Source organism: Saccharothrix sp. NRRL B-16314 (assembly GCF_000716595.1).
GTDB lineage: Bacteria > Actinomycetota > Actinomycetes > Mycobacteriales > Pseudonocardiaceae > Actinosynnema.
This window is the reverse complement of the sequence record NZ_JNXC01000001.1, coordinates 378,008-402,915: the sequence shown is the minus strand read 5'-3', so window position 1 is coordinate 402,915 and position 24,908 is coordinate 378,008. Positions and strand designations below refer to the sequence as shown.

The window sequence follows — 24,908 nt, the reverse complement described above, 5'->3', positions numbered from 1 at the left end:
AGCACCCGATGCGTTACTGCTAACACCCGTTCGGAGTAATGAACGGCCTAGCGCTCCACGATCGCAGTAACGCCCTGACCACCCGCTGCACAGATCGAGATCAGCCCGCGGCCCGTTCCGCGCTCGGCCAGGAGCTTCGCCAGCGTCGCCACGATCCGCCCTCCGGTGGCCGCGAACGGGTGCCCGGCGGCCAGCGACGAGCCGTTGACGTTCAGCTTCGACCGGTCGATCGCGCCGAGCGGGCCGTCCAGCCCGAGCCTGCCCTTGCAGAAGTCCGCGTCCTCCCACGCCTTCAGCGTCGCCAGCACCTGGGACGCGAACGCCTCGTGGATCTCGTAGAAGTCGAAGTCCCGCAGCGCCAACCCGGCCCGCGCGAGCATCCGCGGCACGGCGTAGGCGGGTGCCATCAGCAGTCCCTCGCCGCCGTGCACGTAGTCGACCGCGGCCGTCTCGGTGAACGTGAGGTGGGCAAGGACCGGGAGGTTCCGCGCGGCGGCCCACTCGTCGGACGCCAGCAGCACGGCCGACGCGCCGTCCGTGAGCGGCGTGGAGTTGCCGGCGGTCATCGTCGCGCCCTCACCGCGGCCGAACGCCGGCTTCAGCCTGGCCAGCTTCTCGACGGACGAGTCCGGCCTGAGGTTCTGGTCCCTGGTGAGCCCCTGGAACGGCGTGACCAGGTCGTCGAAGAACCCGCGCTCGTACGCGGCGGCGAGGTTGCGGTGGCTGGCGGCGGCCAGTTCGTCCTGGTCCTCGCGCGCGATCCCCCACTCCCGAGCGGTGATCGCGGCGTGCTCGCCCATGGACAGGCCGGTGCGCGGCTCGCCGTTGCGCGGCACGTCCGGCACCACGTGCTTCGGGCGCAGCTTCAACGCCGCCTTGACCTTCGCACCGACGCTCCGGGCCCGGTTGAACTCCAGCAGCACGCCGCGCAGGTCCTCGTTCACGCCGATCGGCGCGTCGCTGGTGGTGTCGACGCCGCCCGCGATGCCGACGTCGATCTGGCCGAGCGCGATCTTGTTGGCCACCGCGATCACGGCCTGGAGGCCGGTGCCGCACGCCTGCTGCACGTCGTAGGCCGGCGTCTCGGCGGACAGCCGGCTGCCCAGCACGGCCTCGCGGACCAGGTTGAAGTCGCGGCTGTGCTTGAGCACCGCGCCCGCGACCACCTCGCCGAGCCGTTCGCCCTGGAGCCCGAACCGGCTGACCAGCCCGTCCAGGGTGGCGGTGAGCATGTCCTGGTTCGACGCTGTGGCGTAGGGGCCGTTCGAGCGGGCGAAGGGGATGCGGTTGCCGCCGAGGATGGCTACACGGGCCATGTCGTCCTCCAGGTGGTGGGCGTGGTGGGAGCAATGTTACCTACTCGTCAGTAGACTTACCCTTAAGTAGGGAGTGTGATGGTGCGCATGGATCGGTACCAGTCGTTCGCCAGGTCCGCCCTCGGGCGGTTCGTCGTGGGCAAGGTGGGGTTGCCCGACCCGTACCCGCTGCGTCGCCACGCACCCGACCAGCCTCCGCTCGACGGGCCCGTGCTGCTCGGTGGGAGTGGTCGGCTGGTGGAGCCGGTCGGCGCGGCGGTGAAGTCGATGGGGTTGCACCTGGTCGCCTCGGCTGACCGGTACGGGGCGCTGGTGTTCGACGCGTCCGGGATCGACTCGGTCGAGCGGTTGCGCGAGCTGCACGCGTTCTTCCACCCGGTGATCCGGTCGCTCGGGCCGTGCGGGCGGGTGGTCGTCCTCGGCACGCCGCCCGAGCAGGCCGAGTCGCAGATCGCGCAGCGCGCGCTGGAGGGGTTCACGCGGAGCGTCGGCAAGGAGCTGAAGCGGGGCGGCACGGCGCAGCTCGTGTACGTCGCGCCCGGCGCCGAGGACGCGATCGGGTCGACGCTGCGGTTCCTGCTGTCCGGGCGGTCCGCGTACGTGTCGGGGCAGGTGATCCGGATCGGGCCGGCCGACGTGACCGAGCCGGAGGACTGGGACCGACCGCTGGCCGGGAAGGTCGCGCTGGTCACCGGCGCGTCGCGGGGCATCGGCGCGGCGATCGCCGAGGTGCTGGGCCGCGACGGCGCGCACGTCGTGTGCCTGGACGTGCCGGCGCAGGGCGACGAGCTGTCGACGGTGGCGAACCGGGTCGGCGGCACCGCGCTCCAACTCGACCTCACCGCGCCGGACGCGCCCGCGCGGATCGTCGGGCACGTCACGCAGCGGCACAGTGGTGTGGACGTCGTGGTGCACAACGCGGGCATCACGCGGGACCGCACGCTCGGCCGGATGGACGAGGACCGGTGGAACGCGGTGATCACGGTGAACCTGGCCGCGCAGGAACGGGTCGACGAGGCGTTGTTCGAGGCGGATGGCGTGCGGCCCAACGGACGGATCATCGGCGTGTCGTCCATCGCGGGCATCGCCGGGAACGTCGGCCAGACCAACTACGCCACCAGCAAGGCGGGCGTGATCGGCATGGTCGACTCGCTGTCCCGGCGGGTCGCGGGCCGGGCCACGGTGAACGCGGTCGCGCCGGGGTTCATCGAGACGAGGATGACGGCCGCCGTGCCGCTGTTCATCCGCGAGGCGGGGCGGCGGATGAACAGCATGTCGCAGGGCGGGCTGCCGGTGGACGTCGCCGAGACGATCGCGTGGTTCGCGCACCCGGCGTCGGCCGGCGTGAACGGCAACGTCGTGCGGGTGTGCGGGCAGAGCCTGCTGGGGGCGTGATGGCGAACCTGACCTTGTTGTACGCCAAGGCCGCGCTGACCGGGTTCACCCGGCGCGGCGACACCCTGCCGGAGTCCTCTTTGGACGCCGAGCTCACGGTCGACCCGGCGCACGTGGCCCGGTACGCCAAGGCGTGCGGTTTCGGCGTGCGCGACGAGCTGCCGATCACCTACCCGCACGTGCTCGGGTTCGAGCTCCAGCTCCGGCTGATGACTGGTCCCGGCTTCCCGTTCCCGCCGGCCGGTCTGGTGCACGTGGCCAACCGGATCACGCAGCACCGGCCGTTGACGGTGTCCGAGCCGCTGTCGCTGCACGTGGCGTTGGCGAACCTCCGGCCGCACGAGCGCGGGCAGCAGTTCGACGTGGTGACCGCGGTGTCCGTCGACGGCGAGGAAGCGTGGGTCGACGTGTCGACTTATCTCCGGCGGAGCGGGAGTGCGGTGTCGGCGCGCGAGAACCCGGAGCCGCCCGTGCCGACGGCGCGGTGGCGGCTGCCCCGCGACCTCGGGCGGCGGTACGCGGACGTGTCCGGCGACCGGAACCCGATCCACCTGAACGCGTTGGCGGCCAAGGTGTTCGGCTTCCCCCGCGCCATCGCGCACGGGATGTGGTCGAAGGCGCGGTGCCTGGCCGCGCTCGAAGGCCGGCTGCCCGACGCGTACGAGGTCGACGTGCGGTTCAAGGCGCCGATCCTGCTGCCGGGGGCGGTCGACTTCTCGACCTCGCCCACCGGTGACGGCCGGCGGTTCTCGCTGTGGTCGGACCGACCGCACCTGGAGGGCGTGATCAGCCCTTCCCGGCGGACCTAGGCGTCTTCGGCGGCGTACTCGGTCCGCCGTGACGGCGGGTGCCACACCTCGCCCGCGACGAGGTCGCCGAACCCCATCCAGACCAGGTTCATCAGCCGGGCGGCGACCACGCCGGCCGGCTCCGCGGGGTTGTCGAGCCACCAGTCGGCCAGCGACTCGCCCGCACCGACCAGTGCCGCGGCCAGCGACTCGGCTTCCTTGTCGCCCGCGCGTGGCACGTTGGCGAAGTCGGACGAGTGCACCAGCAGCGCCGCCACCAGGCTGATAGCCCGGCCGCGCATGTCGGCCAGCTCCGCGGCGAACGGGCCGCCCTGCGAGGACGCCTGCCGGTGCAGGACCTGCCAGCCGGCCCGGTTCGCGCCGACGAACCCGAAGAAGGCCCGAAGTCCGCTCCACAGCTGGACGTCCGGTGGGGCCTCGGCCTCGACGCCCTCCGAGATCGCTTCCATCATCCGGGTCGCCTCGCGGCGGATGCAGGTGGCGAACAGCTCTTCCTTGGAGCCGAGGTACGCGTAGAGCATGGGCTTCGAGATGCCCGCGACCTCGGAGATCTCGTCCATCGACGCGGCGTGGAACCCCAACCGCGAGAACACGTCCACCGCGGCGTCCATGATCTGCCGTTCGCGCACGGCGCGCGGCAGTCTCTTGGCCCGACCCGAGCGGACCGGTTGCTCTGCGTGCATCGCACCCCCTGGATGGCTGGGACAAGATTACTCCGAGGGCCTTGCCGCCTTACCTACTCACCAGTAGGCTTACCCCGTAGTAGGTAGCCGGAGGTGTCACACATGACCATCGACCTCACCACCGAGGCGATCTCGAAGCTCAGCCCTCGGGAGTTGATCTCCACGCTCCAGCAGGTCGATCCGGGTGATCCGGCGCTGAAGGACGTCGACATCGACGTGATCGCGCGCGGCGTCGACCCGAAGAAGCTGGGCCAGGACGAGTTCGCGGATCTGCTCGCCGCGCTCGGCGTGTTGGCCGACGGCGGAGCCGACCTGGACCTGGCGAAGATGGACGCGCAGAACTTCGCGCGGATCATCTCGCGCGCGTCCAAGGAGCAGGTCGAGGCCGTGACGTCCCGGCCGGGTCTGCGCGAACGCGTGCTGGACGAGGTGTTCCGCCGCATGGAAGCGCACTTCCGCACCGACCGCGCGGGTGCCACGCGTGCCGTCGTGCACTTCCGGCTGACCGGCGGTGCCACCTCGGACGACGTGTACGAGGCGGTCATCGAGGACGCGACGTGCACGATCAACAAGGGCGAGACCCGTGAACCCCGGGCGACCGTGACCCTGGGGCCGGTGGAGTTCCTGAAGCTCGCGACCGGCAACGCGTCGGCGCCGGTGCTGTTCATGACGGGGAAGCTGAAGGTCAAGGGCGACCTGGGCTTCGCGGCCGGGTTCATGACCCTGTTCGACGTTCCGAAGGCGTGAGGGGATCATGGGCGGCTTTTCGCTGGAGCTGAACGAGGACCAGGTCGACCTGCGCGAGTGGGTGCACGGGTTCGCGAAGGACGTGATGCGGTCCGCGGCGTCGGAGTGGGACGAGCGGGAGGAGACGCCGTGGCCGGTGATCCAGGAGGCGGCGAAGATCGGCCTGTACGGGTTCGAGTCGCTGGCCACGTGGTTCGCCGACCCGGTCGGCCTGTCGTTGGCCATCGCGACGGAGGAGCTGTTCTGGGGTGACGCCGGGATCGCGCTGGCGCTGATGGGGACGGGCCTCGCGGCGGCGGGGATCTTCGCGTCCGGGACGCCCGAGCAGCTGGCCGAGTGGGTACCGGAGTGCTACGGCAGCGCGGACGACCCGAAGGTGGCGGCGTTCTGCGCGTCGGAGCCGCAGGCCGGTTCGGACGTGGCGGGGTACCGGACGCGGGCCGTGTACGACGAGGCCAGCGACGAGTGGGTGCTCAACGGGCAGAAGGCGTGGGCGACGAACGGCGGCATCGCGAACGTCCACGTCGTGACCGCGGTGGTGGATTCAGCGCTGGGATCGCGCGGCCAGGCCGGCTTCGTCATCCCGCCGGGTACGCCCGGGTTGTCGTCACCGGGGAAGATCAAGAAGCACGGGATGCGGGCTTCGCACACGGCGGACGTGTTCTTGGACGACGTGCGGGTGCCCGGACGGTGCCTGTTGGGTGGCAAGGAGCGGTTGGACGCCCGGCTGGCACGTGCCCGTGAGGGGCAGAAGGCCGGTGGGCAGGCCGCGATGGCGACGTTCGAGACGACCCGGCCGACGGTGGGTGCGATGGCGGTCGGCGTCGCGCGGGCGGCGTACGAGTACTCGCTGGAGTACGCGAAGGACCGTTCGGCGTTCGGCCGGAAGATCATCGAGAACCAGGCCATCGCGTTCGACCTGGCGAACATGAAGATGGAGATCGACGCGGCCCGGTTGCTGGTGTGGCGGGCGGCGTGGATGGGCCGCAACAACGTGCCGTTCACGGCGGGTGAGGGGTCGATGTCGAAGCTCAAGGCCGGTGAGGTGTCGGTTTGGGCTACGGAACGCGCGATCCACATCCTGGGCGGGGCGGGGTACACGCGCGAGCACCCGGTGGAGCGGATGCACCGCGACGCCAAGATCTTCACCATCTTCGAGGGGACGTCGGAGATCCAGCGGTTGGTGGTGGCGCGCGCTATCTCTGGCATCCACATCAAGTAGGCCTGGCTGATCAGGTCACCCGGTCTGGGCGGGGTCTTCAGGACGCGGAAGACCCCGCCCACTGCTTGCAGTTGTTGTCACCCGAACCGCTGGCACCTGACCTAGTCAGCGGTCCTCAACGACTTCGAAGAGGTCCGCGAAGCTCATCATCCTGAACGCGCTCAACGCACCGGCGATGAACACCGGACCGGGCCGCAGTTCGTCGGCCAACACCCGACCCACCGTCGAACGGTGAACCCCAAGCGCGTCGGCGATCTCGTAGTCGGACTCCAGGCCCGCGACGCGCGTCGCCAGGTCGAACCGGTCCACTCGTAGCCGCACGGTGTACCGAACTCCGCCACCGTCGGCACGCGACCGCCTACGCCGACGCCTCACCGGTCACCTCCGCCGTCCCCGGCACGTCCGGCATCGGTCGCGGCAGCGATGGCCTCACCTTTCTCCCGCTCACGCTTGGCCCAGTACAACGCCTCGTGGTGGTGCCCACGGTCGATCTCCGCGACCCGCCCGTACACCTCCGCCGACCGCAGGTAGAACGCCCGCCGCACAGCCGGTTCCGCGTCAGGTGCCGGCATCACCCTGACCAGCGCTTCATGCGCGTCTTTCAACGACGTGACAGCCCACGCTGCCCGCCACAGTCCCTCATTCGAAGCCCGCTTCGCCTTGCTCATGTCCCGTCCTCGTCCGGGTTGGCACGGGCGTGCTCGATCCGCGCCCGACGATCGAATTCCTCGGCAGCAATGGCGCAGGCGTGACGAGCCCACAAGGGCACCGCCAGATCAGCGGCCAAGATCCGCCACGCCCACGCCACCGCCGAGTAGCTGTCAGCCAACCGAAGCCGTGCCGCCGCCCCGTCCTCAGTGGACGCCGCGAACAGGGCTTCGGTCTGCTCCGCGTACGCGAGGTTCCAGCGAGCGACCGCCTCACGAGACGGCCGCGCCACCTCAAGCCGCCTTCTGCTCGCCCTGGGGCTTGTCCGCACGCTTCGGGGCAGCGCCCACCTGCGGCGACACGATGCCCGTAGCCCGGATCGTGAACCCCTGGTACTTGTACCGATCACCCATCACCCGCGGCTCGACCGTCAGCCCTTCGAACGCCACCGGCCGCACCTCCACACCAGGCATCACCTGCACGGCCTGCGGCGGCACCGGCTGCACGTCAGCCAGGATCGTCACCGTCACCGACGCGTCCCGCTCCTTCTCGGCGGACGGGTCCGTGGCCACGACCTTCCACTGCCGCTTGCCCGTGCGCTCGTCCACACGCTGTTTGGCCTGCCGACCGCGCCCCTTGTCCTCCGCGCTCATGTACTCCATGTCCGGCGCGACCTCACCGACCATCAGCGCCCCCATCGGGAACACCTGGTCAAACGACGCCTCGAACCGAGTTCCGTACGGAACCGCCACCAGCCACCTCCGTCACCTTGCCAGCCTGCCTATGCGAGCTAGCCATGTTACGAGAGTAAGACAGCTTGGCTAGCCAAGTCAAGCAAGTGGCGAGCGTCAGCCGATCGAGCTAGCCCTCTAGGCGGTCTAGCCAAGTGCGAACAGACACTGCGAACATGGTGCAAACCGACAGCTTTGCGGCGCTTTGCGTCCCGCTTTGCACTGGACGACACCAGACGAGGAGTCATGGCACTCGACCCGGATGACCCGCGACCGCCGTACGTGCAGGTCGCGAACGCACTGCGCGCCGCCATCCTGACCAAGGTCTTCAAGGCGGGCGACAAGCTGCCGTCACGCGCGGAGCTGGCGAAGAAGTACGAAGTCGCGCCGATGACCGTGCAGAGCGCGCTACGCGAGCTGCGCGACGAGGGCTTGATCGTCTCCCGCCAGGGCAGCGGCGTGTTCGTCCGAGAGCGCACCGAGCGCCCGGTTGGCCTGCGCCCGCACATCGAGCAGGCGTTTACGTCCGACCGCGTGACGATCGACTTCGCCGGGTTCTCCGGCGAGACCCTTCACGGCATCCTTCAGGAGCCACTGGACAAGATCCGCATCGGCCGGCTCACACCCGAGACGATCCACGTCCGCATCCTGGTTCCGGACCCCACCGTCCCGTGGTCGGTGCCGTGCACCGTCGAGGACCGGTCCGACAGTCCCGCCTTCCGCGAGCGCGCCGCCGAGATCATGCGCCGCCACACCCTCGCCATCGTGGACAACGTCACGGAGCTGGGCGAACTGGGTCTGGTCAAGGACGCCACAGCAGAAGTCCGCGTCCACCCAGCGGCACCACTCTTCAAGCTCTACCTGATCAACGACAACGAAGCCTTCTTCGGCTTCTACCCCGTCCGCGAGCATGTCCTATCCCTAGGCGGCCAACCCCAAGCCATCTACGACCTCATGGGCAAGGACGCCATCCTCTTCCACCACAGCACAACCGACGATGACACCAGCACCGGCAGCCAATACGTAGACCAAGCCCGCACCTGGTTCGACAGCCTGTGGATGAGCATCGCCATGGAGTACTCGCGATGAACACCAGTCAGGCACCCGCATCCGACCCAGACGTGTTGCGTCGCATTCTCCGAAACACAGAGGTCCTCCTGCTCGACTTCGACGGTCCGATCTGCTCGGTCTTTTCCGGCATTCCCGCGCGGTACGTCGCCCGCCAACTTCGCGACATACTGGCAAACGAAGGACACATCGACTTACCAGCTGAGATCGGCAAGACCGGGGATCCGTTCGACCACTTGCACTACGCCGCCACGCTGGGGCCGGAACAAGCCCGCTACGTCGAAGCCGCACTCCGAGCATACGAAATCGAGGCCGTCGTCAGCGCCGAGCCGACGCCTGGCGCACACGAACTCATGCGTACGTGGAGCAGTATCCGCGGCAAGGTCGGGATCGTCAGCAACAACTCGGAAGCTGCCGTCTCGACCTACCTACGTCTACACGACCTAGTAGGCGTTGTGCGCCTCATATCTGCCCGCACGCAAGCCGATCCTCTACTACTCAAACCGGACGGACACCTAGTTGAGCAGGCCATCAGAGCAATGGGCGTCGAGCCCATACTCTGCACGCTTGTTGGCGACTCGATTTCCGATATTCAGGCGGCAAAGGCTGTCGGCGTCCGTTCAATCGGTTACATCAATAAAAAGTGGAAGTGGTCCACACTAGCTAGTGCTGCCCCCGACGCATTGACGTCGAGTATAACGCACCTTATCGACTTTACGAAGTAAAGACACTACATAAGCTCCACCTTTGCCCTACGTCCCAGCTTGTCTTTCCCCATCACCTTAATCCCCTTCGGTCCCCTAACCCTGACCCGTACATCATCTACACCAGAAAGTTCCGAAAGATCGATAGAATCCTCAGGGGTATACAAGAACAGCATCCGCAATTTAGTCAAGTCGCGAAGTGGCTTAAGGCTCGGCAACGGGACGAAAGCACTCCCCAGATGGAGAATACTCAGCTTTTTGCAGTCTGATACGACACCTGCGTCGGTGACCGGAGTATCGGCGAGATTAGCAAACTCCAAATTCGGAATCTCCTTAAGTACTGACAAATCCGTAAGTTGGCGAGCCCTAATGTAGACACCCGTGAGCGTAGTCCGCCATTTACGAATAGCATCAATAGAAGTTAATGAATGCGCTTTTGACAGAAGGAGGAACTTGAGCTTTTCCAGTTGATGAAGATCTGCCAATTGCTCCAAGCTCGCCAGTTCACTGGCATGCCAGAACCCGATGCGTTCCAGCATTAGAGAAGCAGCAAAGTTATCCGTCAAGGAGTTCATTGACGACAGGTTCAATACTTGAATTTGTTTTAGACTGGTCAGAGCGGATAGTCCATTGTCAGCGCTTACAGATGCAGCATCAAACTCCAACTTCGTCAAATTTGAGAGGCGTTCAAGTTGTGACAGGTCTACACCTTCTCCCACATCACCAAGGTGGATGTCCTGTAGACTTTGCTGGTCGCAAATATCCGAGATATCATGAAGCAGCTTGTCTTCATAAACGTTAAGAGTCCTGAGTCTCGCCATATTAGGAACGAAGGAATAGTCGCCATACCCTTCCGAGAAACGGCAAACAAGAGTACCGCAGCTAACATTACTCAAGTACGCGGTTCTATCTGAGTCTTTGATCTCCAGATAGTCGATGCGGCGACGCTTCGACATCACCTCCGCACCAAACTCCGCTACGTCAAACCTATCCCAAGCAGCCAATAGTTCCGCGTCAATGTCAGAATTTGAGTCATTTGACAGGTTGGCAATTAGCGATAGAGCCAAGTCCCCGCCAATAAGGCTAGCCATTCTGATGGTTGCCGCCACCTGCCTGGCATTACGCGGTGGCTGGCTTGATACCAACTCCAGTGCTAGATCCCCTGCGCCAGCCAACGCAGCAGCATCGCGCATGGATCGCGGAGGGATGAGTTTCTTGGCAACCTCTTGAATCTTCGCATTCAACGGAGCTGCTATCTGAGCCGACGTCTGCAGGCACCCAATTGCCAGCAGTTGGAGTGCGTGTCGATTGTTTGACTCGGCAAGACTTCGATCTAGAATGCCTCTTACTAGGTCGTCTCGCTGTTGCTGATGGGCGTGACCAGAAGCCATAACTATGACTTCGCGCCATTGATCATCATGTGCGTGACGAATTAGAACACCAATGTCGTCAGTTTCTACCGCCGCAGCAGCAGCGAGATATTCTTGGAAGGTCTTGTGCACGAAGTCGATCCGATCGATTACTGGCTTCCGCAACAGACCGCTTCGCGCGAGTAGAGTGCTGAGGACATCGCTAGCTTCGCCCAGATGACGCGTCATCGTCTGCAAACGAGCCGAAATGCGTTGGGTGAGTCGGTCGATACTCGCGTCCGCTTGGCCGTTCCTTATTAGCCAGTATGCGATATCTTGTAGGATTATTAGTTTTTCAGTTCTGGACATCACAATATTTGTTCCACCTACCTGACGCTCGACATCACGCCTTTCTAATAGCATCTCAAGGGCTACCGCGTAAAGCTCCATACGATCGTTGGGCAGCTGCATCCTACGATCTAAATGAAGAGCGCATATTAGTGCCGCGAGTAGTGGGCTTGTCGTGAGCTGGCGCAGATGCTTCCGCAGCCTTATGGTTCTTAGAATTTCCTCTTCTGATCTTTGCAGACGTTCAATCATTTCTACGTCGACAGCCGTCTCACGGAAAGCCTTGTGCCAATGCGTCACGAAGTTTCCGATGTCCGCGTTAGTCATCGGCTGGATTTCGACAACATCGAATCCCGCGTGTCTAAGCCAAGCATCACCTACGACAGCGGGCCTCGAACTCACGATATAGCTAGTTCTCGGAAAGGTCTCGACCAATTCAATTAGCCAGGAACGGACATTATCGCGACGTACTTCTGAGACCTCATCAAGGCCATCGATGAGAACCATTGCTGATCCACTACGTAGAGCATCATGTACCCAGTTGTCGGGCATCTCATTAGAAATATGTCGGCCGAGACTTTCTAGGAGCTGCTCGGGCCGAGGCAGATCTCGATCAGAGCACGAGCGAAGTCTAATCATGAACGGAATTTTTCCGTTCCAGGCGTCCAAGGGTTCATCGAAGCTCCGACGAGCGGCATTAACGGCCATCCACTGGAGTAGCGTTGTTTTTCCCGAGCCTGCTTCGCCGCGAAGGAAGATCCTGTTGGTGACAGCCAATGCCCTCTGAATAGTAGTATCATCGAGAGCTTTAGTCGTTCCCTTATCATCGTCTATGCGGTCGACCTCGTTCGTCCGGATTCGTTCAGCGAGCGAAGGCGAAAGAACGCTTAGACTAATATAAGCAGTACTGAGGGTGTATGTACGCAGGGTATCTGAAACTGAAATACCGAACAGTTCGATCTTGTCGAGCTGCGTAGCGACCAGTTGACGGTATGCAGCCTCAAAAATCCCGACCCGATGACCTGCGTTTCGTTGTGGAACACGGTCGAGAAGTTGGCCGATTTGCCTAGAAATGTCGGATTGACGCGCTAGCAGATTACTGAACGCATCGACAGTAAATCCCGGAAATGTACTGCACATCTCGACAATGTATCCACAACACATGGATACAATGCGGTCGTAAAGCTGGATGGCGTCTAAGCCAAGGCCGTCCACCGCAGCAACGCTATCAGTTCGTAGTTGGCGCTCGAGGAAGAGTGGGTCCAGATCGGCAGCGAAAAGGTCCTTGTTGTCAAGCTTAACTTGATCGAAGACCTCTTTAGCAGCTAGAATAGCGGAATTGCGATCATTTTCGGGCAGGTCCCTGAATTCCGCCTCAAGGGACGTCAATAGTTTATCCGCTACCGTCTCCTCGAGTTCCTCGAACATGCGCTTTACCCGACGTTGTTCACGCCATCCAGATACTTTTAGCTCGATAATGTCGACTACGCGTATGCTCGTATCCTTCGCGATTTCGTTATCTTTCAGCCAAATCTTGCATACAGCCTTTACTACGGCCGCACCAAGAGCAACCCCTGGATCGATCATATCGCTATTATCGTCCGCACGAGACGATGTGTTTCACTTACGGTGATCGACAGTTGCCGAACTTGGCTATATGGGATCAAGGCGCGCCGCCTGCGGCGGCGCGCGGTGCGGTCCGACGCACGTTCGCACCGACTCCCCGCATCACGGCACGCCGGGCTCCCGCTTCGCTCCGCCCGTCGGCGTGCGCGGAGTCGGTGCACGTGGTCGGGTGGCGGCGCGCCTCAACGGCCGCCAGGACGACGAGCTCCCAGCGGCATCGGTCGGGACGATCGCGCGGTCACGCGGCTTGGTCGGGCTGGGCACGGCGATCGACGCCCGCCGACGCTCCGCGCCAGCGGCCAACGGGGAGTGTCCGGGCATGGCGGAGGGCACCACCTCGGCACGTGAGTCGTCGCGGTTGGCGACTGGGTGCCGTGGTGGTGCCCTCGGTTGTTGATCAGATCTCAGGCCGTCTCCAGGCCGTGAGAGGTCGAGAAGGGTTGGTCAACGACGACGAACGTTGATTAGGTATGCGCAGGTCAGGCCGCGATTCCAAGTGATGTGGGCACGTCAGGGCCACCCCAGCGCAAGATCTTCACCATCTTCGAGGGGACGTCGGAGATCCAGCGGTTGGTAGTGGCCAGGGCCATTTCGGGGATGCACATCAAATAGGCCTGGCTGATCAGGTCACCCGGTCTGGGCGGGGTCTTCAGGACGCGGAAGACACCGCCCACTGCTTTCGGGACGTTCGGCGGTTTGATCGTGTCCCGGCGCAGCGGTGGTGTCTTCGTCCGCGATCACACCGATCACAAGCCCTGCGGATGGTTGGAGAGCCAGTCTGCGTGCCTGGCCCTCAGTGCGTCACGCTCCTCGCTGGTCGGGAGCAGGACGTCGGCGCCGCCGTCATAGGGGTGGTGGATGCGGGTCATCGCCACGTCGGTGATCATCACGTTGGCCTCGACGTCATCCGCCACGTCGCGGAGCAGGGGGTCGATCGCCCCGGTGGTCCACGGGATCCGTTTGGCGTACAGGTGCCAGTACGACGGTCCGTCCGGGTCCGGGTCGATGCAGATCGTGGTCCAGTAGTCGGTCCCCGGCTTCGGATCGTCGCGCCACTCCATGGTGATGACGTAGACGTCCTCACCGGCGAAAAGCTCGTCCAGCACTGTGTTGTAGCGCTCCAGGACGATGGCGTACTCCGCTTCGGTCTCGGCGTACCGCTTGGACTCCGGCAGGCTGTGGAAACGCACCCAGCGTTCCCAATACACCTGTTTCAACATGTAGGCCACCGGCTCGCAGCGGCTCCAGTTGCGGTTCCACTGGTGGAGTAGGTCCGGGACGGGGTACGACGCGAGTAGCCAGTTGTCCAGACAGGCGACGATGTCGGTCGAAGTGGGGCGCAGCTCGACCGCGGCGTGCCGGAGAGGCCCGGTCAGCTCCAGGACCAGCACTTCACCACGGGTGTAGAAGGTGGGCACGATCGCCTGTCGTAGCCAGTAGTCCTGGTGGTCCGCCACCCATCGGCACACGGCGTCGTTCAACGAACGTCCCTCGGATCTCGCGGTTAGGCTCGGGTGCATGGTCGGGGTGTTGCAGTGCGTTGTCATTGATTGCCCGGAGCCTAAGGCGTTGGCGTCGTTCTACCAGGGGGTTTTCGGCGGCGAGGTGGACAAGCCGGACCGCCGGTGGAAGCTGGACGACGACTGGTCGACGTTGCACCTCGACGGAGGGCTGGTCCTCGGCTTCCAGCGTGCCGCGGAGTACGTGGCGCCCGAGTGGCCTGATCCGGGCAAGCCCCAGCAGTTCCACCTCGACGTCGGGGTGAAGGACCTCGGCTCGGCCAAGGCCGAGGTCCTCCGACTGGGCGGGACCTTGTTGGACGACTCCAACGAGGTCTGGTGGGTGTTCGCCGATCCGGCCGGCCACCCGTTCTGCCTGGTCTGGGAGTGAGTCAGCTGCCCGCTTCGGTCAACCAGCGCCGTTCGGCGGTGTTGTCGGGAACGGGGTTCTCCCAGCCGTTGATCGTCGCGAGCAACGCCCAGTAGCGCTCGGCCCTCGGATCGCCGAACTCCTCCAAGCGCTTGGACAGCTCCGGGCCGACCGGCAGGTTCAGGGCCGTCGACCACCTCTCGTCGACCCGCGCGACAACGGCTGCCGCCTCGGCCGAGTCGGGGGCGATGCCCGCGTCCAACGCCTCACGGGCCTGGGCGATCGAGTACTGGAACGCCTCCATGGCCTCCTCGGAACGACCGGACATGTCGACGCCTTCGGCCCGCATCTCCTGGTGCCGCTCCGACATGTTCCTGATCGACGCCCGGAAGTCCGGGTCGCGCACCATGTTCGCGAGTTCGACCCACGCCTCCAGCTGCTCGGTCGTCGGGTCGTCCGGCAGCTCGACCCGGACCGACCGCATCATCTGCTCGAATCCGGGATCCAGCTCCAACCCGCCGAACACCTCGTCGAAGAAGTCGTCGAGGATCGCTTGCCGCTCTTCCTCCGACAACCGCGCCAATTCGTGCACCAGCTCCACCTCCCCGTTCCGCGCCACGACCCGCAGCACGGCCCGGCGCAACCGGAGCGTGCGCATCTGCGCGTCGATGGCTTCCGCGTGCGTCCGGGCCACGTCGGCCACGGACACCTCCCGCGCCAACACCCGCTGCGCCGTGGGCAGGTCCACGCCCAGGTCACGCAGGGTCCGCACGAGCTTGAGCCGCGCCAACCCGTCGACGTCGTAGGTGCGGAACCCGCCCACCGTGCGCCCCGCCACGGGGATCACGCCGGAGTCGGAGTAGAACCGGACCGTCCGCGTGGACAGCCCGGTCATCCGCGCCAGTTCGCCGATCGAGTAGTGCGTCACGGGGACCACCTTGAACTCTCCAGTTACTGGAACTTCAACCGATTAACGCCATCGTCCGGCAGGATTGCACCTCGTGCTGGACCACCTCGCCCCCTACCTGCCGGCCGGTCTCACGTTCCTGGGGTGGCTGTGGCTGGTGGCGTGGTTCACCGCCCGCCAGCGGCGCAAGCGCGCGTCGGTGACGACTCTCGAAGTCCCCACCGCAGGGGTCGCGCCCGTCCGACACATGCCCGCGAGCGTCAAGGGGTCGATGGCGGGCGCACTGGTCAAGTGGCTGTTCGTGGCCGCAGTGCTCGCCGCCGCCACCGGGTACGGGCTCTACCGACTACTCGGCCGGCCCGCGCTGCCCTCGTCCACCAGCTTCACCACCGCCGAGCTGCTCGACCTGCTGAAGATCGGTCTGGCCGTGGTCGGTGGGCTGGGTGCGGTCGTGGCGCTGGCGGTCGGGTACCGCAAGCAGCAGGTTTCGGAGGCCGCGCACGTGATCGCCAACCGGCAGGAGGAGCGGGAGCGAACGAAGTTCTTCAACGAGCGCTACGGCAGGGCGGCCGAGCAGCTCGGCCACGAGAGCTTCGCGGTCCGCCTCGCCGGGGTGTACGCCATGGTCGGTCTGGCCGACGACTGGCCGGAGCAGCGGCAGATCTGCGTGGACGTGCTGTCCGGCTACCTGCGCACGCCCTACCCGCAGGACGACCGGACGGAGCGCGAGGTGCGGCAGGAGATCATCAACGCCCTGCTGGACCACACGTTGCAGCGGCGGTGGCAGGTCGGAAAGATCCGAATGGACTTCCGCGGCGTCGAGTTCGAGGACCTGGACCTGTCGCGGCGGACGTTCAGCGGCACCTTCAGCTTCGACAACGCGATCTTCCACGGCAAGCGCACCGACTTCGCCAACTGCCGGTTCAACGGGACGGTCAGCTTCCGCAAGGCGAAGTTCATCTCGAACACCACCTCCTTCGAGGGGATCTCCGCGCTGTCTTCCACGTTGGACTTCAGCGAGGCCGAGTTCACCGGCGACGTCGTCGACTTTTCGACGGCGGACCTGGTCCGCAGCACCGTCGACCTGACGGGCGCAGTCCTGCGCGACACCGTTCTCACCTTCCGCGGGCTCGTCGGCCGAGCCCTGACCATCGCGCTCGACTCCGTCGAGCTGAGCCGCTCGACCGTCGACCTGTCGATGATGCACCTGCCCGTTCAGCAGACGAAGTCGGTGATCGGACTTCGCGCCGTCGACGCGCAGCAGTGCGCGTTCCGGTTCGGCGGTGGCTATTTGCCGAACACCGACGTACGGCTGACCGACGCGGAGTTCACCGAATGCACGGTCGAAACGGATGGCACGGAGCCGGCAGACGTGGTGCGGGCGCTGCGCGGGATCGGTGGCGTCGGGAGCCCGGACGGGACTCCCGACGCCACCGGGGAACCTCAGTAGGTCATCGCCACGCCGGGGTCGGCCAGCAGTGCGCCCACGTCGGCCAGGAACTGCGAGCCCTGTTGGCCGTCGACCACCCGGTGGTCGAAGCTGAGCGCCAGCTGGCAGACCTTGCGCGGCACCACCTGGCCGTCCACCACCCACGGCATGTCCCGGATCGCGCCCAAGGCGAGGATCGCCGACTCGCCGGGGTTGATGATCGGGGTGCCGGTGTCCACGCCGAAGACGCCCACGTTCGTGATGGTGATGGTGCCGCCCATCATGTCCGCGGGTGTCGTCTTGCCGTCACGGGCCGTCGTGGCCAGTTCGTCCAGGGCCACGGCCAACTCGCGCAGTGACATCCGGTCGGCGTCGCGGACCTTCGGGACCACCAGGCCACGCGGCGTCGCGGCGGCGATGCCGAGGTGCACGTAGTCCTTGTAGACGATCTCCTGCGCCGCCGCGTCCCACGTCGCGTTGACGTCGGGGGTGCGGCGGGCGGCCAGGACGACCGCCTTGGCGGCGAACGCCAACGGCGTGATCTTGACGCCGCGGAACTCGCGCGTCTCCTTCAGACGCGCCCGCAGCTCCATCATCGGCGTCACGTCGACCGTCAGGAACTCGGTGACGTGCGGCGCGGTGAACGCGCTGTCCACCATCGCCTGCGCGGTCGCCTTGCGGACGCCCTTGATCGGGACGCGGCGCTCCCGCGTCCCGCTGTCCACGAGGGACGCGGTCGGCGCGGTGGGTGCGACGGCCTGTTCGACGTCGTCCCGGGTGATCACGCCGCCCGGACCGGAGCCGGCGAGGGCGAAGAGGTCGACGCCCAGGTCCTTGGCCAGCTTGCGCACCGGCGGTTTGGCCAGTGGCACGTAGCCACCCCTAGCCGCCGGAGCCGAAACAGGAACCGGGGCAGGGGCAGGAACCGGCGCAGGCGCAGGGGCGACCGGCGCAGGAGCAGGAGCGGCGACGGGAGCAGGAGCCGCGGCTGCGGGAGCCGAGGTGTCCTTGCGCGCACGGCGCTTCGCCGCACCCGCCCGGGGCCCGTAGCCCACCAGCGTGGCGATCCGGCCGCCCGGCATCTCCTCACCGATCTTGCCGTTCGACTCCGCCGGAGCGGGAGCAGAAGCAGCAGGAGCGGCGGGAGCGGCGGGCGACGCCGCGCCGGACGGGTCCGTGTCGATCGTGATGATCGGGACGCCGACCTCGACCGTCTGACCGACCTCGGCCAGCAACTCGGTCACCACGCCGTCCCACGGGCACGGCAGCTCGACGGCCGCCTTGGCCGTCTCGATCTCGACGATGACCTGGTTGACCTTCACCGCGTCACCCGGCTTGACGTGCCAGGTGAGGATCTCGGCCTCGGTCAGCCCCTCTGCCGTGTCGGGCATGGGGAACTGCTTGAACTGCGGCACAGCTATCCCCCTACCAGGCCAGCGAGCGGTCGACGGCGTGCAGCACGCGGTCGAGGTCGGGGAGGAATTCCTCTTCCAACTTCGACGGCGGGTACGGGGTGTCGAAACCGGTCACCCGCAGCACCGGCGCCTGCAGGGAGTAGAAGCACTCCTGCTGCACCTTGGCCGCGATCTCGCTGGAGATGGAGGACTCGCTCGGCGCCTCGGTCACCACGACCAGCCGACCGGTCCGCCGCACCGACTCGTACACCGGCGCGAGGTCGAGCGGCGACAGCGTGCGCAGGTCGATGACCTCCAGCGAACGCCCCTCCTCCTCGGCCGCCGCGGCAGCCTCCATGGACGTCCGCACGGACGGGCCGTACGTCACGACCGTGACGTCCGTGCCGGTGCGCAGGGTGCGCGAGCGGAACAGCGGTCCGGGCGCGGCGGTCGTGTCGACCTCGCCCTTCTCGTAGTAGCGCCGCTTCGGCTCGAAGAACAGCACCGGGTCGTCGCAGTCGATCGCCTGCTGGATCATCCAGTACGCGTCGGCCGGGTTCGAGCACGTCACGACCTTGAGGCCGGCGGTGTGCGCGAAGTACGACTCGGGCGACTCGGAGTGGTGCTCGACCGCGCCGATGCCGCCGCCGAACGGCACCCGGATCACCATGGGCAGCTTGAGCCGGCCCTGGGTGCGGTAGTGCAGCTTGGCGACCTGCGACACGATCTGGTCGAAGCCGGGGAAGATGAAGCCGTCGAACTGGATCTCGCACACCGGCCGGTAGCCCCGGATCGCGAGGCCGACGGCGGCGCCGATGATGCCGGACTCGGACAGCGGCGTGTCCAGCACGCGCTGCTCGCCGAAGTCCTTCTGGAGGCCGTCGGTGATCCGGAAGACGCCGCCGAGCTTGCCGACGTCCTCACCCATCACGATGACCTTGGGGTTGGCCTCCATCGACGCGCGCAGGCCGTTGTTCAACGCCTTCGCGATGGTCAGCGTCTGCACCGCGGCGGGCGCGGCGGACGTGGGGCGGTCCATCGTCGGAGCAGCCATCAGTGCTCACCTCCCGCGAACCCGGCGTGGTACGCCAGGAACTCGTCGCGTTGCGCCTCCAGGACCGGGTTGCCCTCGGCGTAGACCTCGCTGAAGATCCGCCCGGGGGGCGGGTCGGGCAGGTTGACGCAGTAGTCCCGCAGCTCGATGGCGATCTGCTCGGCCTCGGCCTCGATGGACTCGAAGAACGCCTGGTCCGCCCACTGCTGCTTGACCAGGTGCACCTTGACCCGCTCGATCGGGTCCTTGAGCTTCCACAGCTCCAGCTCGTCGGACAGCCGGTAGCGGGACGGGTCGTCGGAGGTGGTGTGCGCGTCCATCCGGTAGGTGAACGCCTCGATCAGGATCGGGCCGTTGCCCTGGCGGCACTCCTCCAGCGCCCAGCGGGTGACCGCGAGGGTGGCCAGCACGTCGTTGCCGTCGACCCGGATGCCGGGGAAGCCGTAGCCGCGGGCCCGCTGGTAGAGCGGGAGCCGGGACTGGCGCTCGGTGGGCTCGGAGATGGCCCACTGGTTGTTCTGGCAGAAGAACACCAGCGGCGCGTCGTAGACCGCGGCCCAGACGAAGCCCTCGTGCACGTCGCCCTGGCTGGTGGCGCCGTCGCCGAAGAAGCAGATGGTGGCCTCGCCGTCGGAGTCGCCCACCTTGCCGTCGAACTTCTGGCCCATGGCGTAGCCGGCGGCGTTGAGCACCTGGTTGCCGATGACGATCGTGTACGGGTGGAACCGGGTCGCGACCGGGTCCCACGTGCCGTTGTCGGTGCCGCGGAAGATGCCGAGCAGCTCGGTCGGCTTGACGCCCCGGGTCCACGCGATGCCGTGCTCGCGGTAGCTGGGGAACGCCATGTCCTCCGGGCGCATGGCCCGGCCGGCGCCGATCTGCGCGGCTTCCTGGCCCAGCAGCGGCACCCAGATGCCGAGCTGGCCCTTGCGCTGCAGGGCGTTCGCCTCGCGGTCGACGCGGCGGACGAGGACCATGTCGCGGTACAGCCCGCGCAGTTCCTCGGCCGTGATGTCGATGTCGAAATCCGGGTGCTGGACGCGCTCGCCCTCGGGGGTGAGCAGCTGCACCAGGTCGGCGCCGCCCTCGTCTGTCGCTCGCAAGCCTGCGATCACCTGTTCGGCTGTCGGTTTGGCAGCAGTTGCCGGGGCGGCATCCGGCCCTGGGTGCGTCCATTTCTCGGGGGACGACATGCGCCTTGTCTCCTCGTCTACGAGACCGCCCGGTCGCTTGTGACGACACTGCGCGGCTGCACCGCCAGTCGCCGTGCCCCTCGGTGTCGGGGTCGGTCAACCGTCGGCGCTGACGGTGTTCTCATCCACATCCTGACATGGCACCTGCCCCGATGGTGAGCCCCATCCCAGTTCGTAACTCTTCACGCAGCGGCCTGACGTGCACCAACGGTCGGAAGACCAATCTTCGGCAGTCCGAGTAGGCCGTTCGTTGATCGAACACCCTTGTCCAGGTTATCGCCGGTTAACTACCGAACGTAGGCTTCCGCACACGTCCGGTCGGCCGAACTGCCCACGTGGGCACCCCTTGCTGTGGATGGACTACCGACCATCGGCAGACGCACCATTTCCACCACGCGAAATCTCCGGATCGGCCGTCGGATCGCCCGCTCACCGGTCCGCCGGTGAAACGGGTCGTGACAGGATCGGGGCGTGGACCGTTCAGCGCTGACCCGTACCGTTCGCGGGCTCTGGGAGGACGACATCCTCCCGAGCCTGTCCGCCTTGGTCGCGATCCCCGCGATCTCCCCCTCGTTCGACCCCGCGTGGGCATCGCACGGCCACCTGGCCGCCGCGGTGGAGCACGTGCGCGCCTGGCTCGCCGACCGCGATCTGCCGGGCGCCACCGTCGAGGTCGTCCAACTACCCGACCTGACGCCGTTGCTGCTGGTCGACGTGCCCGGCACGGCGCCGACGTCCGACACCGTGCTGATGTACGGGCACCTGGACAAGCAGCCGCCGGTGGGTGGCTGGGGCGAAGGGCTCGGGCCGTGGACGCCGGTCCTGCGCGACGGGCGGCTGTACGGCCGGGGTTCCGCCGACGACGGGTACTCGGGGTACGCGGCGATCGCGGCCATCGAGGGGGTGCGACAGGCGGGCGGCACGCACTCGCGGTGCGTCATCCTGCTGGAGACCGGCGAGGAGTCCGGCAGCCCGGACCTGCCCGCGTACCTGGACCACCTGCGGTCCCGGCTCGGTGACGTGTCGCTGGTCGTGTGCCTCGACTCGGGCGGCAGCGACTACGAGCGGATGTGGCTGACCACGTCGCTGCGCGGGCTGGTGCAGGTCACCATGACGGTGAAGGTGCTGGAAGGCGGGCTGCACTCGGGGCTGGCGAGCGGGATCGTGCCGTCGTCGTTCCGGATCGCGCGGCAGCTGCTGGACCGGCTGGAGGACGCGGCGACCGGTGAGGTGCTGCTGCCGGAGATGCACGTCGAGATCCCGGAGGACCGGGTGCTCGAGGTGCGCGACTCGGTGGCCAGCGCGCCCGGTGTGCTCGTCGGCAGCGTGCCGTGGGCGGGCGGGACGCAGCCCGTGGCGTCGGACGAGGTCGAGTTGGCGCTGAACGCCGGGTGGCGGCCGACGCTGTCGGTGACCGGGGCGGACGGGCTGCCGGCGCCGGACGACGCGGGCAACGTGCTGCGGCCGTCCACCACGCTGGTGCTGAGCTTCCGGCTGCCGCCGACGGCCGACTCCTCGGCGGTGGTCGAGGCGATCCGGCGGGCGTTGACGACGGACGTGCCGTACGGGGCTTCGGTGGAGCTGTCGCGGATCGAGGCGGCGGACGGGTGGAACGCGCCGACGCTGGCGCCGTGGCTGCGCGAGACGCTGGACCTGGTCGGCAAGGAGGTGTTCGACGCGCCGTGGCGGACGGTGGCGCTGGGCGGCTCGATCCCGTTCATGGCGCTGCTGCCGGAGGCGTACCCGGAGGCGCAGTTCCTGGTCACGGGTGCGGTGGGGCCGGACTCGAACTGCCACGTGCCGGACGAGTGGCTGCACCTGGCGCAGGCGGCGCGGATCACCGAGGCCGTGGCCGTGGTGCTGGACGCGCACGCCCGGCGTTGATCGAGTCTGGTCGAGCGGTTCAGCCGGTCAGCCGGTCGAGTTCGGCGGTGAGGTCGGCCCGCAGGTCGTCGTGCTGCGGGCCGAGGGCGGTGGCCGGGTCGGTCCAGCGTTCCGCCGGGTAGAGGTAGACCGGGTGGCGCACGACCGGCTCCGGCTCCCAGTGGTAGCGGGCGCGGACGTGGGCGTGCAGCCACGGGTCGGTGTTGCCCAGGATCTCCAGGTTGACCCGGCGGAACTCCGGGTCACGCCGGCCGCACACCCGTTCCACCGCTTCGGCCAGCAGCTCCATGTCCGCGAGGAAGTCCAGCCGGCGGTGGCGCGGCAGGTCGGTCAGGCGGTGGACGCCGGGTGTGTCGGTGAGCAGCACGCAGTAGCCGGGGAGGAACTGGACGTCCCCGATCACCGCGAAGCCGGCGGAGAGCCGCCGGAGCACGGTCGGGTTCTCGCCGCGCAGGGCCGAGCCGATGCGGTCGTTCTTCCAGTCTTCGGTCACGCCGACCATCTTCGGTCGATGTCCCGGAGCAGGGCCAGGCCCGCGTCCGGGTTCGTGCCCGCGTAGCGGCGGGCGCGGGCGAGTTGGTCGAAGTCCAGCTCCCGCATCCGCTCCTCGGTGAGGTCCGCGGTGAAGGTTTGTCGGACCGTGGCGAGGAAGCGGGTGCGGGCGGCGATGGCGTCCCGCAGGTGGCGGACGCGGTCCGACCTGTCCTTGTAGGAGTCGCGGACCTTGTCGCTGAACGCCTTGAGGTCGGTGGTCGGGCGTTCGTCCAGCAGGCGCAGGAGGTCGGTGACGCCGTCGCGGTCGTCCACGGCGGTCAGGGCGTCGGCGGTGGCCTGGCAGGCTCGGGTCAGCTCGGCGTCGGCGAGGGCCCGGACCACGTCCGCGATATCGCGTCCGGGCCGTTCACGGCCCAGTTCCACGATGGCCCGCGCGGTGCGGACCAGTTGGCGGGCCAGGCCGCCGGAGAACACGTACGCGAGGGCCTGGAACTGCTCGGACAGGTCGAGGACGTAGCGGCGCAGGAGCTTCCGGGCGTACTCGAAGTCGAGGTAGTCGACCCGGACCACCTCGTCGAACGAGCTGTCGAAGACGCTGCGCAGGCCGATGCCGGACAGCTCGAAGTCGTGCTGCGCCTCGGTCGAGACGGAGACCAGGTAGTAGCAGCCCTGGACGTCGAAGACCGCCTTGATCTCGTTGAGCAGGCGGCGGGCGGGCTCGCCGGTGCCGATGCGGTCGAGCTCGTCGACGCCGATGACCACCCGACCGGGTTTCACCTCACGTTCGGTGGCCTGTTCGGCGGCGATCCGGCTCAGGAACCCCCGGAAGCGTTTGACCACCTCCGGGTAGGTGAGCGCCCGACCGGCCATGGTCACGGCCCGCTTGCCCGCCAGCTCGAACCCCTTGAACCCGCCCTTGCCGCTGATCTCGTCCGCGTACGTGCGCACGTAGTTGAGGGCGGCCAGGTGGTCCCGCGCGACGGCGACCAGCGGGTGCGGCCGGACCTTCCGCGCCAACCGCCGACTCCCGCCGCGCTGCCCGAACCGGTCGACCACCGCCTCGCACACCTCGGCGAACAGGTGGACCACGAACTCCTGCGGCACGTAGTCGACCGGCGCGGACACCAGGACGGCCAGGTCGGGCGCGCGGTCCGCGGACCGGTACCGGCCGCCGCAGAACGCCCGGAGCAGGTTCGTCTTGCCCGCGCCGCGCGGCCCGGCGACGGCGAAGCTCCCGCCGTCCAGCCTCTCGACCAGCCCGGCCAGCACGGCGCCCGCCGGTGTCGGCACGTGCATCCGCAGCGGGTCGGCGCGGACCAGGGACGACACCTCCCGCACGGTCAGGACGGTGGCGTGGACGGGCGGCGTGACCTCGTTCAGCTTGCTGTAGAGGACCGGCAGCACGCCGTCGACCAGCACGCTCTCCTCCCACGCCACGAGCGCGGCGCGCGCCACCTCGCCCTGGCCCGAGTGCCGGAAGCTCCTGAACAACGTGCGGACGGAGAGGACGGCCGAGGCGTTGACCAGGCCGAAGCCCACGAGGGCCAGGAGGAACGGCCAGCGCGGCGGGTCGAGCCGGGACAACGGCTCCACCGCGGTCAGGGGCAGGAACCACCCGCAGGCCAACCAGGCGATCAGCAGCCGGCGGCCGACGCGCCCCTGCGACCAGTGCACCACCAGGAGCGCGCTGAGCACGACCGCGAGCGCCGCCGCGCCGCCGACGACCGCGAGCACCCCGGCCGACGGCAGACCGGCCAGGAGTGCGACGAACGAACCGAGGGCCGCGAAGCCCAGGACCGGCGTGACGAGCAGCACCCACCGGCCGATCGGGGCGTTCGGCGCGAACAGGGCCCACCAGCCCGGCCGCTCGTCCCGGTAACGCTGTTCCGCCTGGCCCGCCGCGGCCAGCACGGCGGCCTCCGCGCCGGACAAGGACTCGATCAGGGCTTCCCGCGTCACCTGCTTCGACGTGACCGCCCGCGCGACCTCCGGGCGTTCCAGCGCCGCCGTGACCGCGCGCTCCAGCACCCGTTCCGG

General features: G+C 67.2%; 23 protein-coding genes. 9 read left to right on the top strand and 14 right to left on the bottom strand.

The annotated features are described in order from the left end of the window. Nucleotides 1-47: 47 nt before the first annotated feature. A complete protein-coding gene (locus OQ02_RS01880) occupies nucleotides 48-1,316 on the bottom strand; it encodes an acetyl-CoA C-acetyltransferase (protein WP_033436398.1) in 1,269 nt (422 codons plus the stop codon). A gap of 87 nt (nucleotides 1,317-1,403) precedes the next feature. Here OQ02_RS01880 and OQ02_RS01875 point away from each other — a divergent pair, with 87 nt between their 5' ends. Then, nucleotides 1,404-2,711 carry a 3-oxoacyl-ACP reductase gene (locus tag OQ02_RS01875; protein WP_033436930.1) on the top strand — a complete coding sequence of 436 codons (1,308 nt, stop codon included), beginning with the start codon at nucleotides 1,404-1,406 and terminating at the stop codon, nucleotides 2,709-2,711. Beyond that, nucleotides 2,711-3,520, top strand: coding sequence for a MaoC/PaaZ C-terminal domain-containing protein (locus OQ02_RS01870; protein WP_033436397.1), 810 nt, complete (start codon nucleotides 2,711-2,713; stop codon nucleotides 3,518-3,520). The genes OQ02_RS01875 and OQ02_RS01870 overlap by 1 nt, the downstream gene beginning before the upstream one ends. Here OQ02_RS01870 and OQ02_RS01865 read toward each other — a convergent pair. Continuing rightward, a complete protein-coding gene (locus OQ02_RS01865) occupies nucleotides 3,517-4,203 on the bottom strand; it encodes a TetR/AcrR family transcriptional regulator (protein WP_051771526.1) in 687 nt (228 codons plus the stop codon). The genes OQ02_RS01870 and OQ02_RS01865 overlap by 4 nt on opposite strands. 102 nt (nucleotides 4,204-4,305) lie before the next feature. Between OQ02_RS01865 and OQ02_RS01860 the strand changes: the two genes are divergently transcribed. Both OQ02_RS01860 and OQ02_RS01855 read left to right on the top strand, forming a co-directional pair. Continuing rightward, entirely contained in the window at nucleotides 4,306-4,950 is a 645-nt protein-coding gene (locus tag OQ02_RS01860; RefSeq protein ID WP_033436396.1) for an SCP2 sterol-binding domain-containing protein, read from the top strand. A 7-nt stretch (nucleotides 4,951-4,957) separates the two neighbouring features. Continuing rightward, the gene (locus OQ02_RS01855; RefSeq protein WP_033436395.1) at nucleotides 4,958-6,172 is read left to right on the top strand and encodes an acyl-CoA dehydrogenase family protein; all 1,215 of its coding nucleotides are present in this window, start codon (nucleotides 4,958-4,960) and stop codon (nucleotides 6,170-6,172) included. Between the two features lie 105 nt (nucleotides 6,173-6,277). Here OQ02_RS01855 and OQ02_RS01850 read toward each other — a convergent pair whose 3' ends face one another. Genes OQ02_RS01850 through OQ02_RS01835 form a run of 4 tightly spaced genes read right to left on the bottom strand, consistent with a single transcriptional unit; the run spans nucleotide 6,278 to nucleotide 7,572 of the window. Further along, a complete protein-coding gene (locus OQ02_RS01850) occupies nucleotides 6,278-6,493 on the bottom strand; it encodes a hypothetical protein (protein WP_033436394.1) in 216 nt (71 codons plus the stop codon). 50 nt (nucleotides 6,494-6,543) lie between these two features. After that, nucleotides 6,544-6,840 carry an AMED_5909 family protein gene (locus OQ02_RS01845; RefSeq protein ID WP_051771522.1) on the bottom strand — a complete coding sequence of 99 codons (297 nt, stop codon included), beginning with the start codon at nucleotides 6,838-6,840 and terminating at the stop codon, nucleotides 6,544-6,546. Further along, nucleotides 6,837-7,112: a hypothetical protein gene (locus OQ02_RS01840; RefSeq protein WP_033436393.1), complete on the bottom strand. Its 276-nt coding sequence runs from the start codon at nucleotides 7,110-7,112 to the stop codon at nucleotides 6,837-6,839. The genes OQ02_RS01845 and OQ02_RS01840 overlap by 4 nt, the downstream gene beginning before the upstream one ends. 1 nt (nucleotide 7,113) lies before the next feature. Next, nucleotides 7,114-7,572 carry a hypothetical protein gene (locus OQ02_RS01835; protein ID WP_033436392.1) on the bottom strand — a complete coding sequence of 153 codons (459 nt, stop codon included), beginning with the start codon at nucleotides 7,570-7,572 and terminating at the stop codon, nucleotides 7,114-7,116. A gap of 225 nt (nucleotides 7,573-7,797) precedes the next feature. Here OQ02_RS01835 and OQ02_RS01830 point away from each other — a divergent pair, with 225 nt between their 5' ends. Both OQ02_RS01830 and OQ02_RS42110 read left to right on the top strand, forming a co-directional pair. Further along, nucleotides 7,798-8,640 (top strand): GntR family transcriptional regulator, encoded by an 843-nt coding sequence (locus OQ02_RS01830; RefSeq protein ID WP_197043193.1) that lies wholly within the window; start codon nucleotides 7,798-7,800, stop codon nucleotides 8,638-8,640. Next, nucleotides 8,637-9,344, top strand: coding sequence for an HAD family hydrolase (locus OQ02_RS42110; RefSeq protein WP_081915325.1), 708 nt, complete (start codon nucleotides 8,637-8,639; stop codon nucleotides 9,342-9,344). Before OQ02_RS01830 ends, OQ02_RS42110 begins: the two co-directional genes overlap by 4 nt. Before the next feature lie 5 nt (nucleotides 9,345-9,349). Here OQ02_RS42110 and OQ02_RS42105 read toward each other — a convergent pair whose 3' ends face one another. Both OQ02_RS42105 and OQ02_RS44655 read right to left on the bottom strand, forming a co-directional pair. Beyond that, a complete protein-coding gene (locus OQ02_RS42105) occupies nucleotides 9,350-12,607 on the bottom strand; it encodes an NACHT domain-containing protein (RefSeq protein WP_081915384.1) in 3,258 nt (1,085 codons plus the stop codon). A gap of 785 nt (nucleotides 12,608-13,392) precedes the next feature. After that, nucleotides 13,393-14,127: a DUF3885 domain-containing protein gene (locus tag OQ02_RS44655; protein WP_197043219.1), complete on the bottom strand. Its 735-nt coding sequence runs from the start codon at nucleotides 14,125-14,127 to the stop codon at nucleotides 13,393-13,395. Nucleotides 14,128-14,164: 37 nt separating this feature from the next. On the opposite strand from OQ02_RS44655, the gene OQ02_RS01815 reads away from it, so the two are divergent. Then, nucleotides 14,165-14,536, top strand: coding sequence for a VOC family protein (locus tag OQ02_RS01815; protein ID WP_033436390.1), 372 nt, complete (start codon nucleotides 14,165-14,167; stop codon nucleotides 14,534-14,536). A gap of 1 nt (nucleotide 14,537) precedes the next feature. On the opposite strand, the gene OQ02_RS01810 is transcribed toward OQ02_RS01815, so the two are convergent. Continuing rightward, nucleotides 14,538-15,443: a helix-turn-helix domain-containing protein gene (locus OQ02_RS01810; RefSeq protein WP_033436389.1), complete on the bottom strand. Its 906-nt coding sequence runs from the start codon at nucleotides 15,441-15,443 to the stop codon at nucleotides 14,538-14,540. A 73-nt stretch (nucleotides 15,444-15,516) separates the two neighbouring features. Here OQ02_RS01810 and OQ02_RS40700 point away from each other — a divergent pair, with 73 nt between their 5' ends. Further along, complete coding sequence (locus tag OQ02_RS40700; RefSeq protein ID WP_156076835.1) at nucleotides 15,517-16,872, top strand: pentapeptide repeat-containing protein; 1,356 nt, start codon at nucleotides 15,517-15,519, stop codon at nucleotides 16,870-16,872. Here the strand turns inward: OQ02_RS40700 and OQ02_RS01800 are convergent. The 3 genes from OQ02_RS01800 to pdhA are packed head-to-tail and all read right to left on the bottom strand — an operon-like array spanning nucleotide 16,866 to nucleotide 20,492. Further along, nucleotides 16,866-18,266: a dihydrolipoamide acetyltransferase family protein gene (locus tag OQ02_RS01800; protein ID WP_033436388.1), complete on the bottom strand. Its 1,401-nt coding sequence runs from the start codon at nucleotides 18,264-18,266 to the stop codon at nucleotides 16,866-16,868. The genes OQ02_RS40700 and OQ02_RS01800 overlap by 7 nt on opposite strands. Nucleotides 18,267-18,276: 10 nt before the next feature. After that, the gene (locus OQ02_RS01795; RefSeq protein WP_033436387.1) at nucleotides 18,277-19,299 is read right to left on the bottom strand and encodes an alpha-ketoacid dehydrogenase subunit beta; all 1,023 of its coding nucleotides are present in this window, start codon (nucleotides 19,297-19,299) and stop codon (nucleotides 18,277-18,279) included. Next, nucleotides 19,299-20,492 carry a pyruvate dehydrogenase (acetyl-transferring) E1 component subunit alpha gene (gene pdhA / locus OQ02_RS01790; RefSeq protein WP_033436386.1) on the bottom strand — a complete coding sequence of 398 codons (1,194 nt, stop codon included), beginning with the start codon at nucleotides 20,490-20,492 and terminating at the stop codon, nucleotides 19,299-19,301. Before pdhA ends, OQ02_RS01795 begins: the two co-directional genes overlap by 1 nt. 471 nt (nucleotides 20,493-20,963) lie before the next feature. Here pdhA and OQ02_RS01785 point away from each other — a divergent pair, with 471 nt between their 5' ends. Further along, nucleotides 20,964-22,376, top strand: coding sequence for a M20/M25/M40 family metallo-hydrolase (locus OQ02_RS01785; RefSeq protein ID WP_033436385.1), 1,413 nt, complete (start codon nucleotides 20,964-20,966; stop codon nucleotides 22,374-22,376). Between the two features lie 19 nt (nucleotides 22,377-22,395). Here OQ02_RS01785 and OQ02_RS01780 read toward each other — a convergent pair whose 3' ends face one another. Both OQ02_RS01780 and OQ02_RS01775 read right to left on the bottom strand, forming a co-directional pair. After that, on the bottom strand, nucleotides 22,396-22,869 hold the full coding sequence (locus tag OQ02_RS01780; protein ID WP_033436924.1) for a hypothetical protein: 474 nt from the start codon (nucleotides 22,867-22,869) through the stop codon (nucleotides 22,396-22,398). Next, entirely contained in the window at nucleotides 22,866-24,899 is a 2,034-nt protein-coding gene (locus OQ02_RS01775; protein WP_033436384.1) for a hypothetical protein, read from the bottom strand. The genes OQ02_RS01780 and OQ02_RS01775 overlap by 4 nt, the downstream gene beginning before the upstream one ends. Nucleotides 24,900-24,908 lie beyond the last annotated feature (9 nt).